Below are 10,679 nucleotides of genomic sequence, written 5' to 3' on the forward strand. Positions count from 1 at the left end.
CTGCACAGCCAGTCCCAGCTCAGCGCCATCGCCCGACAGCTCAACGAACGACCCAGAAAGACCTTGCTTTATCGGACGCCAGCAGAGACCTTCGCTGCGTGTGTTGCAGCGATCGGTTGAGCCCACCGTGGTTAGCGGTCATTGGTCAGATCGTGCATGGGAAGGTTTTCTACCCTTCCATCGGCGGTCAATCTGAACCTTCCGCCACCGTATCCCGTGGCTCCGGCAGTGGCTGACACTTCATAGATGACGCCGGGGATGAGTTGCTTTGCTGCCACTTCACGGCCCTCTTGTGTCGGGTCTCTCGGCTCCCCCCGGAGGGCGACACCATAAGCTATGGGGAAGCTTGTTTGGCAGTCGTATCCAACGCTGTTTGACCAGACGACACCACCGTCAACGAGTTGGACATTGTCACCCGGCTCGGCTTCTGCCCGGCTTTGGCGGTCCTCTGCCGACACCTCTATCCTCGTCAGGCAGGAAGGTTTGGGCCGAGAGGTTGGGTCAACGATGAACGTCAACCTGCCGTCGATAATCGCGGCCTCTATGTCGTAGGCGTAAGAGCATCCGCCGAGGAATAGGATGCTTGCGATAACGAGGGCGCGGACCAAAAGCATAGGGAGACAGTGAACGCTGACGGCGGTCCTGCCAAGCTTCTATGCCAATGGCCGCAACGGGTCGATTTGCGAAATAGACTCTTGGCCTGAAAGCGGGCTCCACACCCGTCGATCATCGGAACCCCCTAAGCGGATGCTGGGAATGTCTGAGAGGGGTGGGAAGCGGATATTGCGGACACCGCCGCCAAAGTTATGATCATCGAATGATCAAGGTCGCTCCCGCCGATCTCGACCGCGTGTTTCACGAAACGACCTACGAGGGTTTGACGTGGCTCTCTTCCAGAGTGTGCGCAACAGAAGCTTTCGATACGAGCGATCCGACTTACGGGCTGTCGCAGCCGATTTTCGTTCTAGTGGAAGGGCTGGCGTGGTTCGCTCAAAGCATAAGGTCCGGGTCCGCAACCTATTTTGAGGCCACCCCAATAGAACGGCAAAAGCTGATGGTCCGCGCACTCGAAGAGGAAGGTGCTCCCGACCCATTTGCAGTGAAGTATATGCTGGGGGTGACCGGCTGGAGAGACACGACAAAAGCTGCTGAACTGGATAGCTGGATCGACCTGAACGACGAAGCCAACACTGTCTACCTTTGGAGGTTGGCACGCGCCCACCGCCAAGAAATAGAGGCTCTGGCTTTGTAAGGCGTGGTGAGTCGGGACGTCCGCAATGGGTCGATTTGCGAAATAGGCATCCTCTCAGAAAACGGACATTCCCGAGCAGGTCGCTGAAGCGGGCTCCGCCAATGTCGGTTAGGGAGCGGGCGTTTCGTCCAGGGCGCGCCTACCTGAACCAGAAGGTGTCTTCGTTCGCCGCCTCCAGGGGGCGGTGGCGAACGAGGCGGCCTGCAAGCACGGTCGCATCGCCGACGAGATAGTCGGTGGAGCCGTCCTGCTGTTTCTGGCCGCGGTTCATCCTCACGTAGATCGCACCGGTATGCTGGCACAGCAGCTCGAACCGGTAGACGGCCGAAGGCTGGGCCAATTCGGAGAGCCATTCGCGCGTGTCTCCGGCCAGGGGAGCGCCATCGAAGAGAATGACGGGTGGGCGGCCCAGCGGTCGCGCGGCGCCATAGCCGACGATCTCCAAGGTCGAAGAGCCGCAGGTCGCTCTGACGCTCTGCGTCCACGGCTCGGCGGGTTGAAGACGACCGGTGCTGACGACCACCTCCTGCAGCGGCGTCGCGGGCTGGAGTGCTGCGAGGGCGATCAGCCCGATGACCGAGAGGGGGGACATGGCGGGCAGGTAACCACGCACGCCGACGGCTCGCAACCACAGGTGCGCAGGTCCGTAGGCGGCTTGAACCCCGCGCCGGCCCGCTCTACTCCTTATGGAAACAGGAGGATCACCATGCTGGCGCTCGGCATCATCTTCGGCTTCATCGCCGTGATCGCGGTCATCAACTTCGTCGAGTTCGGCCGGGTTGACTGATCAGGCCCCCAATCCTGGGCGCGGCGTCGCCCTGGTCACGGGCGGGGCGAAACGGATCGGGCGGGCGGTCTGTCTGACCCTGGCCAAGGCCGGGTTCGACGTGGCCATCCACCACAACGCCTCGGCCGAGGCGGCGCGGGTGCTGGCCGAAGAGATCGAGGCGTTGGGGCGACGCGCGGCCTTGGTGCGGGCGGATCTGGCCGACGAGACCCAGGTGCGGGCCCTGGTTCCGGCGGCGGTCGAGGCCCTGGGCGAGGTGACGGTCCTGGTCAACAACGCCTCGGTATTCGAGGACGACCGGATCGGCGGCCTGACGCGGGCCGGCTGGGACAAGCATATAGAGACCAATCTGCGGGCGCCCATCGTGCTGGCGGAGGCCTTCGCCGCGCAGACCAGCCAGGGGTCCATCGTCAATCTGCTGGACCAGAAGGTGCTGAAGCCGGATCCGCGCTTCTTCTCCTACAGCCTGTCGCGCAACGGCCTGTGGTGGGCGACCCAGACCCTGGCCCAGGCCCTGGCGCCGGGCATCCGGGTCAATGGGGTGGGGCCGGGACCGACCCTGCCGTCGATCCACCAGACCCCCGAGGAATTCGCCGCCGAGGCGCGCGGCACCCTGTTGCAGCGACCCGGCAGTCCCGAGGCGGTGGCCGAGGCCGTCTTGTGGCTGATTGACGCGCGGATGGTCACGGGCCAGATGATCGCCGTCGACGGGGGCCAGCATCTGGCCTGGCGCACCCCCGACATCCAGGAGTAGCCGCGTGGTCCAGTCGTCTTCGGTGTCGCCCTTTCCGGCGGACGAGCCCCTGCGCTGGGAGCGTATGAACGTCTTCGTGCGCGGGCTGGAGGTCGAGGCCGGGATCGGGGTCTATGACCACGAGCAGGGTCGGCTGCAGAAACTGGTCATCGACGTGACCCTGGAACTGGAGCCCAAGCCCATCGAGCGGCTGGGCGACACCATCAACTACGAGACCGTGGCCAATGCGGCGCGGGCGATTGCGGCCGAGGGGCATGTGGGCCTGGTCGAGACCTTCGCCGAACGCCTGGCGCGGGCCTGTCTGGAAGACCGGCGGGTGAAGCGGGCCACGGTGCGGATCGAGAAGCCGGGCGCGCTTGCCGCCGTGATCGCGCCGGGCTGCGAGATCGTGCTGGCGCGTTAGGTTGCGTCGGACCTCTCGGGCGGTCATTGTCGTCAAGGAATACAGCCGCTTCGGCGGCGCGAGGAAGGCGTTCGAAATTCATGGCCGATCACGAGGACGATCACGATCACGACGCCCATGTCGGCTTCGTCTCGCCGTCGTCGCTGACCGGGCGTATGCGGTCGCCGCAACCCGCGCCCACGCCCGCGCCCGAGCCGGCGGCCGCGGCCGCGCGCGAGCCGGATCTGTTCGATCCGCCGGAGCCTGGGCCGGTCGCGCCCGCCCTGGCGTCGACGCCCGCTCCGGCGCCCGAGCCGGTGAAGGCCGAGCCGGGGCCGTTTGATCGGACCGAGCCGTTCGGGGCGCCGCTGGAGACGCGATTCTCGGCGGACAGGGAGCGGCTGGCGCGCGAAACCCAGACGGCGACGGCGGCGGCGCGCGAGACCTTCGCCAAACGGACGGAACAGCCGGCCGTGCCGATGGGCCTGTACGCCGTCTATGTGCTGATCCTGCTGGCCGTGCCGACCCTGGGCGTGTCGGCCCTGGTGGCCCTGCTGGCGGTGACCGGACGCGAGGGGCCGCAGGAGCCGCTGGCGGCCAGCCACTTCATCTATCAGCAGCGCACCCTGTGGAGCGCGGCGGTGGCGGCGGCCCTGGGGGCGGTGCTGGTGATCGTCAATGTCGGCGTCTTCGTCCTGTTCGTTCTGGCCCTGTGGACCCTGGCGCGCGGCGCCTTCGGGGTCATGCGGCTGAAGGCCGGGCACGCCATCGCCAATCCGCGCAGCTGGCTGTTCTGAGGGGAATGCCATGACGACCGAACCGAACTTCACCCCCGGCCAGGAGCCGGAAGGCAAGGTCGCCGCCCTGATCGCCTGGGCCCTGTTCATCCTGTCGATCCCCAGCGCAAACGTGCTGGTTCTGGTCGGGTTGATCGTCTCCTATGTCTCGCGCAACACGGCCGTGGGCGTGGCGCGCCAGCATATCGAGGCGCAGATCGCCCTGTTCTGGTCGGTCTTCTGGTGGACCATCGCCGCCTGGGTCGGGATCCTGGTCAGCGCCCTGCTGTCGGTGCTCCTGATCGGAATCCCCTTCCTGCTGCTGTTCGCCCTGATCTGGTTCCTGCTCAGCGTCTGGTTCACGGTGAAGAGCGTGCTGGGCCTGCTGAACCTGCTGCAGAACAAGCCCATCTGACCCTCCAATCTAACGTCGGTATCCGGTGGAACGCCCCGCCTCCCAAGCTGTTGAAGCGAAAAGGGAGTCGATCATGGGCCAGTTCAGGGACGCGACGGACGAGAACCGCTTCGAACAGGAGTTCGAGGGCGAGGCCGGGGCGGGCCAGGTCTGGGCCGACTACGCCGTGCGCGGCGGGGCGCGGATGATCCTGCACGTCGAGGCGGAACAGAGCCTGCGCGGCTCGGGCGCGGCCGGGCGCTTCATGCAGTCGATGGCGGAATATGCGCGCGAGAAGGGGCTGAGACTGTTCCCACGCTGCAGCTACGCCGTGATGTGGCACAAGCGGCATCCGGATTACGACGACGTGCTGGCTTAGGGATACAGACCTTCCCCCGCTTGCGGGGGAAGTGTCAGCTCGGCGAGCGTAGCGAGGCGGCTGACGATGGGGGGAGTTCATCTTCTTTCAGCAAAGAAGACTTTCCCCTCCGACCCTGGTTCGCTTCGCGAACGCCGGGCCACCTCCCCCGCAAGCGGGAGAGGGTAACTAATTTCAGCCCACGCGGCCGATGATGGTCTTGATGGTCTCGGCGCGTGTGGGCAGGTCGTTGGCCAGGCGCGAGGCGATCTCGCGGGCGCCGACCGGATAGGCGTCGCCGCCGGCCGCGATCTCCTTGGCCTTTTCGGCGGCCTGCATCAGCAGGCGCTCCAGCTGTTCGATCTCTTCCAGGGCCAGGGCGTGGGCCTCCAGTTGGAGGCGTTTGACGCGTTCGCCCGTGGTTTCGGGCGCCTTCATCAGATCGTAGACGGCGGCTTCGGCCCCCACGAGACGCAGGTCGGGCTTGGTGTCGGCGCTGGTCTTCTTGGTCATGGAATCGGCATCCCCGGAACGTAAGGCGTAAGGTGACCTCGAAGCCGCCTCACGTCGAGCGTTGCTGTAGCGGTTATGGCGAATCTGTGACCGTCAGGCCGCGCTTTTCGGCGATTTACAACTCGGGCGCGCGGGCGGGAACCATCGCCGGGGCGGCGACGGGGGCCAGGACGCCGCCGGCGACCGCGCGCAGCGGCGAGCGCGGCGTGTGCAGGACGGCCGGATTGACGCTGACGCCGTCCTGGGCCGGGGTGACCAGGAAGCCCTTGGCGGCCAGCTTGTCGCCCGCGCGGACACGCGAGGTCCAGACGGTGATCGGGGCGGCCAGCAGCAGCGGCAGGACGATTGGGGCGAACCAGGTGGCCAGGTCGGGACGGACGCACAGGGGAACCAGGAAGGCCACGCCGGCGATCATCTGCCAGCGCATGGCGCGGAAGGCGTCCGACCAGGCCAGGCCGTCGGCGTCGCGTTGCTGGGTCGACCAGCCGGTGTCGTGGCCCGACAGGATCTGGATGAAGGCCTTGGTGTTGGCGACCATCAGGATGGGGGCGAGGATGGCCGACAGGGCGATCTCGGCCGCCATGCCCTTGGCGATCGAGCGGCGGCCGCCGAAGGCGCGCAGCTCGGCCGGCCGGCTCAGCACCAGGGCGGCGCCCATGAACTTGGGTCCGATCAGCAGCACGCCCGACAGGAAGGAGGCCAGCATGAAGGGGGTGAACTGCGGGTTCAGGATGTAGAAGAAGCTGGTCCAGTCGACCGGATAGAACATCTGGATGAACAGGCCGACCATTAGCGAGGCCAGCCACAGGGGCGAGGACAGATAGGCCATGCAGCCCATCAGCAGCTGCAGGCGGCTCATCGGCGACAGGCCCTTGGCGCCGATCAGGCCCAGGTGCTGCAGATTGCCCTGGAACCAGCGGTGGTCGCGGCGGATGAAGTCGGTGATCGACGGCGGGGTTTCTTCCCACGATCCGTCCAGCGAGGCGGTGACGTGGACGGCCCAGCCGGCGCGGCGCATCAGGGCGGCCTCGACGACGTCGTGGCTCATGATGTGGCCGCCGAACGGCTTCTTGCCGCGCAGGTGGGGCAGGCCGCAGCAGTCGGCGAAGGCGCGGGTGCGGATGATGGCGTTGTGGCCCCAGTAGCTCGACTCCGAGCCCGTCCAGTAGGCCAGGCCGGCGGCGGCGACGCGGCCGTACAGGCGGACCGAATATTGCGACACGCGGGCGAAGACGGTGCGGGCCTTGATGATGACCGGGGCGGTCTGGATCAGGCCGACGCCCGGATTGCGCTCCATGGCGTCGACCATGCGCAGCAGGGTCTCGCCGGCCATGGTGCTGTCGGCGTCCAGGACGATCATGTTCTCGTAGGCGCCGCCGAAACGACGGACCCATTCGGCCAGATTGCCGGCCTTGCGCTCGGCGTTGTCGGTGCGGCGGCGGTAGAAGGCCTTGGAGTTGGCGGCGAGACGGAAGGCCTGGAAGACCGAACGCTCGGCGGCGGCGGCCTCTTCCTTGGTCGAGTCGCTCAGCACGAAGATGTCGAAGGCCGAGGAGGCGCCGAGGCGGGCCAGGCAGGAATCGATCTGGGCCAGGCGCGCGAAGGAGGCGCGGGCGTCCTCGTTGTACAGCGGCATCAGCAGGGCCGTGCGGGTGCGGGGCAGGGCCGGATGGGGGGCGAAGGCCAGGTCGGCCTGGTCCTTGCCGCGCAGCATGACGAACAGGCCCATCAGGCCGCTGACGAACCAGCAGGAGATGGCGGTGATCAGGACCATGAACAGGCCGAAGGCCAGCATCTCGGTCCCGTCCCAGCCCTTGCGGGCGTAGAGGTAGAAGGGGGTGATGGCGGACAGGCCCGTCAGGACCACGGTGCCGGCCAGCAGCATCAGGCGGCGCAGGCCGACCGAATGGGGCGAGGTCGAGGGAATCGTGTCGGCGACGGCGTCGGGCGCGCTGAGCGACTGCACGGGCATGTCCAGCCGCGCCTCGTCGGGCAGCCAGGACCACGAAGGCCCTTGAGCCCCCTGGATCGTCGTCTCGATTTCAGCCTGTTCGACAGGCCGGATCGCCAGCTTGTTCATGCCGCTCTGGACGCCCCCGTGTTGATCGAACGACATCCCGAAGGCGGGGACGCCGCAGCGTGCTGCACTGCACCACGACCCCTATAGTCGATCACATTCACGCGATTTTCAATCACGCGATGTTGATCCGAGCGAAATAAATCGGGGGATTGCTACCCGGGATTTCCCAAGGCGGCGGCAGAAGGGCCGTCGCTGGGCGATTCAAGGGCGTCTTTCAGCAGTTTACGGTCCAGAACCCAGGCTGCAACCCCCACCCAGCACACCAGGACGATCGCATAGGCGCGTTCCCACCAGCCGACGTTGGAATCATTGACCGTGCCCGGAAAGACCAGGTGTTTTGTAACAATGGTCAGGATCGCCATCAGGACGAAGGTGACGGCGAGGAAGATCTTAAGACGCGGCACGTCGCGGCGCGAGGCCAGGCCCCACAGCAGCAGGACCGGCGCCAGCTGGATGCCCAGGGCCAGGTTGATGATCATGTGGCGCGGATCGGGCCAGGGGTAGAGGGTCGAGGCCGACATTCCCGCCCCGGCGACGACGAAGACCACGCCGATCACGACGGCGGCGACCCGCGCCTCGGTCAGGGCGTAGACGGCTAAACCGAAACCGATCCCGGCCAGGGCGGCCATGACGCCGGCGACGAAGACCCCGCCGTTGAAGATCAGCGGCGCCTGGGCCGTCGCCCCGCCCAGTTCGCTCAGATACTGGGTGGCGTTGTCGAAACCGGGATAGGCGGCGATGGCGGCGGCCACGACCGTCAGGGCCAGCAGCGGGGCGGCCACGCCGATGGCCAGCAGGCGGCGGCGGCGGTGATAGCGGCGACCGGGGCGGCGCATGGCCTGCAGGTCCAGCGGCCAGGGGCGGCCGTCCAGCGGCTTCAGCCCCCACAGCGGGCGAATGGCCGGGATGCGCCGCACGACCTCATAGACCGCCAGACTGCCCAGGAAGGTGATCAGCAGCAGGGACAGGGCCTCCAGCCCCACCGGCAGGCGGGCGGGGCGGATGATCCAAACGGCGGCCACCAGGATCGTCTGGTGCGCCATATAGAGGGGGAAGGTGGCCTGGGTCAGATAGTTCAGCACCGGCCCGCCGCGTGTGCGCAGGTGTTTCGAGCCGAAGCCCAGGATGGCGACGATGGTCACCCACTGGTCCAGTCCATAGACCATGGCCTTGGGCACGCCCCAGAAGGCCCGCCCGCCCGGATGCCAGACCTGGGCCATCATGATCGGCAGGGCGACGGCGGCCAGGCCCAGGGCGAGCCAGCGATATTTCTCCATCTCGCGCCAGATGCTCTCACGCCCGACGATGCAGAAGCCGAAGACGAAGGCGCCCAGGGACAGGGCGTGATTGTACCAGTCCCAGTGCAGGACATTGGTCACCCCGAACCAGGGGAAGAGCAGGATGCGGATGGCGATCAGATAGAGGATCGGCAGGATCAGCAGGCGCGGTCCGGTCAGATGGGCCTGGAGCCAGTCGCCGATCCTTTCGATCAGGCCGGGACGACGCCACAGCAGGATCGTCGCGGCGCTGTAGGCGGCGATATAGACGATGAACCACAGGTGATTGACCGGGACGCCGTCGGCCAGGCCGCTGAAGCTGAACTCGCGCACCATCCAGGCGGCGTAGCCGGCGAGGCCGCCGGGCCATCCGGCCTTGTCCATCGCCTCGATCCAGGACTGGATCGGCACCAGGACCACGGCGCCGAACAGCAGGGGCGGGACCAGCCGCTCGAACCGGGCGCGGGCCACCTGGCGCGGGCTGCGGCGGAAGGTCATGAAGCGCAGGGCGGCGCCGGACACCAGAAACAGCAGGGTCAGCCGCCAGGGGTTGGTGATCAGGATCGCTTCGCGCATCCACTCGAAGGTGTGGACGCTGTGCACGTGCCAGCCATAGACCCCATAGACCAGGCCGACATGATAGAGGATCAGCAGGCCGAAGGCGCCGACCCGGATCCAGTCCAGGTCATTGCGGCGTACGGACGATGCTGCGGACGGGGAGGCGTGCGGGTTCACGGCCGCGTCTATGATCCGGTCGGGGCGGTCAGGCAATATGGCTGATCGTCTCGGACGGCAGGATCAGGCGGCGGCCAGCGGTCGCACCTTGATGTCGTGTTCGTTGGCGCGGGCCCTGGACAGGTCGTGCCGGGCCTGCATCCGCACCAGGGTGTCGGCGCTGACGCCGAACAGTTTTTCGAACCGGATGGCCATTTCGGCCGAGACGCCCGACTTGCCGTTCAGCAGGCCGCTGGCCGCCTGGCGCGTGACGCCGAGGGCCTCGGCCAGGGCCGTGACAGTGAGATTGTTCGGCGTGACCAGTTCGTCGCGCAGCCAGGGACCGGGATGGACGGCGAAGGCGTCGTGAAGTCGGATGGGCATCAGTGATAATCCTCCAGGTCCATGTCCTCGACCGCGAGGCTCGAATTGATGCGGAACGGCCGACGCCAGTTCCGGGTGAAGTTCAAGAGCCTTTATCCAGAAGCGACGGCGAAACGTCGGTCGTGCCGATGGTCGCATTGCTGTTTGGAGCCACAATCCGAGTCAGAGCTAAGCAGTTCATCCACAGCGTCTTTGGTTGGATGCCGTTGGCTCTCCAATAATCTTCGACATATTTTTTCGACCAGCTTCCTTCGATAGTGCCGAAGCCGTTGGACGACATGTGCTCCTGAAGTTGGCCTGAAGTGCCGTGAATTGTCTCCTTATAGCCGATCCCCATGTAGTCCGTAATTTGACATTCGTAGCCAGCGGGAGATGCTTCTTCCCAAAGTCGAACAGGTAGTTCAGATGCGCGGAATCGGCGAACATCCCTGAATTTTTCACCATTGATCGCCAAGCACTCAAAGCCCTGCGCTTGAGGCCAGCATCGAACGACAGGCTGTGACCCTGCAGTACCCTCAGGAAGCAATGGGCCGACTGCTATTTTGCTACCGTCAGGCAAAATCGCCCATGACAACGGCGGCTCGATTCCACGACCTTCGGAGGAAGGCGGCGAACATCCGCTTAAAGCGACCAGAGCAATAGTTAAGACGAGTTTCAGGTTATGCATTCAGCCATTGTGAAACGGCGTTATGCAAAAAAAGCCTAAGATCGTTTCGTGAAACATCGGCAGTTGTGATGTGCCGATAGGCACTGTGATGATCACGCCGCTTCCGCCAAACCCAGGGCCTTCAGCGTCGCGGCGATCGAGGCGTCCTGTTCCCCCCGATACAGGGCCATCTCGTCCTGCACGGTCCGGCCAAGGGCGGTCTCGAACTCGGCCAGGGCCGGGTCGACGGCGTAGGCGGCAGCGCGGGCCTCGGCGCCGAGGTTGGACTGGAAGATGCCGGCGGCGCTGACGGGCAGGAAGTCCTCGTAGGTGATCGGTTCGGCGACGACATGGCCCAGGGC

14 protein-coding genes are annotated in these 10,679 nt (G+C 66.0%); 7 read left to right on the forward strand and 7 right to left on the reverse strand.

The genetic code is table 11. The annotated features are described in order from the left end of the window. Positions 1 to 817 precede the first annotated feature (817 nt). Positions 818 to 1,252: a hypothetical protein gene (locus tag ACIQ1T_RS18535; RefSeq protein WP_395946041.1), complete on the forward strand. Its 435-nt coding sequence runs from the start codon at positions 818 to 820 to the stop codon at positions 1,250 to 1,252. 139 nt (positions 1,253 to 1,391) lie between these two features. Here ACIQ1T_RS18535 and ACIQ1T_RS18540 read toward each other — a convergent pair whose 3' ends face one another. Next, the gene (locus ACIQ1T_RS18540; protein ID WP_395946042.1) at positions 1,392 to 1,865 is read right to left on the reverse strand and encodes a hypothetical protein; all 474 of its coding nucleotides are present in this window, start codon (positions 1,863 to 1,865) and stop codon (positions 1,392 to 1,394) included. Between the two features lie 42 nt (positions 1,866 to 1,907). Between ACIQ1T_RS18540 and ACIQ1T_RS18545 the strand changes: the two genes are divergently transcribed. From ACIQ1T_RS18545 to ACIQ1T_RS18570, 6 genes are all read left to right on the forward strand, one after another. After that, complete coding sequence (locus ACIQ1T_RS18545) at positions 1,908 to 2,039, forward strand: hypothetical protein (RefSeq protein WP_395946043.1); 132 nt, start codon at positions 1,908 to 1,910, stop codon at positions 2,037 to 2,039. Next, the gene (locus ACIQ1T_RS18550; protein ID WP_395946044.1) at positions 2,032 to 2,793 is read left to right on the forward strand and encodes an SDR family oxidoreductase; all 762 of its coding nucleotides are present in this window, start codon (positions 2,032 to 2,034) and stop codon (positions 2,791 to 2,793) included. The genes ACIQ1T_RS18545 and ACIQ1T_RS18550 overlap by 8 nt, the downstream gene beginning before the upstream one ends. A 4-nt stretch (positions 2,794 to 2,797) precedes the next feature. Then, entirely contained in the window at positions 2,798 to 3,196 is a 399-nt protein-coding gene (gene folB, locus ACIQ1T_RS18555; protein WP_395946045.1) for a dihydroneopterin aldolase, read from the forward strand. 80 nt (positions 3,197 to 3,276) lie between these two features. Beyond that, complete coding sequence (locus tag ACIQ1T_RS18560) at positions 3,277 to 3,972, forward strand: hypothetical protein (RefSeq protein ID WP_395946046.1); 696 nt, start codon at positions 3,277 to 3,279, stop codon at positions 3,970 to 3,972. Between the two features lie 10 nt (positions 3,973 to 3,982). Next, positions 3,983 to 4,366: a hypothetical protein gene (locus tag ACIQ1T_RS18565; protein ID WP_395946047.1), complete on the forward strand. Its 384-nt coding sequence runs from the start codon at positions 3,983 to 3,985 to the stop codon at positions 4,364 to 4,366. 73 nt (positions 4,367 to 4,439) lie between these two features. Further along, the gene (locus ACIQ1T_RS18570) at positions 4,440 to 4,724 is read left to right on the forward strand and encodes a GNAT family N-acetyltransferase (protein WP_395946048.1); all 285 of its coding nucleotides are present in this window, start codon (positions 4,440 to 4,442) and stop codon (positions 4,722 to 4,724) included. Positions 4,725 to 4,898: 174 nt separating this feature from the next. Here the strand turns inward: ACIQ1T_RS18570 and ACIQ1T_RS18575 are convergent, their stop codons facing one another. From ACIQ1T_RS18575 to ACIQ1T_RS18600, 6 genes are all read right to left on the reverse strand, one after another. Beyond that, positions 4,899 to 5,216, reverse strand: a complete 318-nt coding sequence (locus ACIQ1T_RS18575) for a hypothetical protein (protein WP_395946049.1) — start codon at positions 5,214 to 5,216, stop codon at positions 4,899 to 4,901. A gap of 115 nt (positions 5,217 to 5,331) precedes the next feature. Then, positions 5,332 to 7,296 carry a glucans biosynthesis glucosyltransferase MdoH gene (gene mdoH / locus ACIQ1T_RS18580; protein WP_395946050.1) on the reverse strand — a complete coding sequence of 655 codons (1,965 nt, stop codon included), beginning with the start codon at positions 7,294 to 7,296 and terminating at the stop codon, positions 5,332 to 5,334. A gap of 152 nt (positions 7,297 to 7,448) precedes the next feature. Further along, complete coding sequence (locus ACIQ1T_RS18585) at positions 7,449 to 9,344, reverse strand: acyltransferase family protein (RefSeq protein WP_395946051.1); 1,896 nt, start codon at positions 9,342 to 9,344, stop codon at positions 7,449 to 7,451. Positions 9,345 to 9,371: 27 nt separating this feature from the next. After that, positions 9,372 to 9,671, reverse strand: a complete 300-nt coding sequence (locus tag ACIQ1T_RS18590) for a HigA family addiction module antitoxin (protein ID WP_395946052.1) — start codon at positions 9,669 to 9,671, stop codon at positions 9,372 to 9,374. Between the two features lie 82 nt (positions 9,672 to 9,753). Then, positions 9,754 to 10,338 (reverse strand): hypothetical protein, encoded by a 585-nt coding sequence (locus tag ACIQ1T_RS18595; protein WP_395946053.1) that lies wholly within the window; start codon positions 10,336 to 10,338, stop codon positions 9,754 to 9,756. Between the two features lie 92 nt (positions 10,339 to 10,430). Continuing rightward, on the reverse strand, positions 10,431 to 10,679 hold a 249-nt coding region (locus tag ACIQ1T_RS18600; RefSeq protein WP_395946054.1), incomplete at its 5' end, for a 2-oxoadipate dioxygenase/decarboxylase family protein.

The sequence above is a fragment of the Brevundimonas sp. genome, assembly GCF_044336875.1.
Taxonomy (GTDB): domain Bacteria; phylum Pseudomonadota; class Alphaproteobacteria; order Caulobacterales; family Caulobacteraceae; genus Brevundimonas.

Coding starts and splice junctions, on each gene's coding strand:
- ACIQ1T_RS18590 (WP_395946052.1), bottom strand. CDS start 9,671: ATGCCCATCCGACTTCACGACGCCTTCGCCGTCCATCCCGGTCCCTGG.
- mdoH (WP_395946050.1), bottom strand. CDS start 7,296: ATGAACAAGCTGGCGATCCGGCCTGTCGAACAGGCTGAAATCGAGACG.
- ACIQ1T_RS18570 (WP_395946048.1), top strand. CDS start 4,440: ATGGGCCAGTTCAGGGACGCGACGGACGAGAACCGCTTCGAACAGGAG.
- ACIQ1T_RS18535 (WP_395946041.1), top strand. CDS start 818: ATGATCAAGGTCGCTCCCGCCGATCTCGACCGCGTGTTTCACGAAACG.
- ACIQ1T_RS18565 (WP_395946047.1), top strand. CDS start 3,983: ATGACGACCGAACCGAACTTCACCCCCGGCCAGGAGCCGGAAGGCAAG.
- ACIQ1T_RS18595 (WP_395946053.1), bottom strand. CDS start 10,338: ATGCATAACCTGAAACTCGTCTTAACTATTGCTCTGGTCGCTTTAAGC.
- ACIQ1T_RS18575 (WP_395946049.1), bottom strand. CDS start 5,216: ATGACCAAGAAGACCAGCGCCGACACCAAGCCCGACCTGCGTCTCGTG.
- ACIQ1T_RS18560 (WP_395946046.1), top strand. CDS start 3,277: ATGGCCGATCACGAGGACGATCACGATCACGACGCCCATGTCGGCTTC.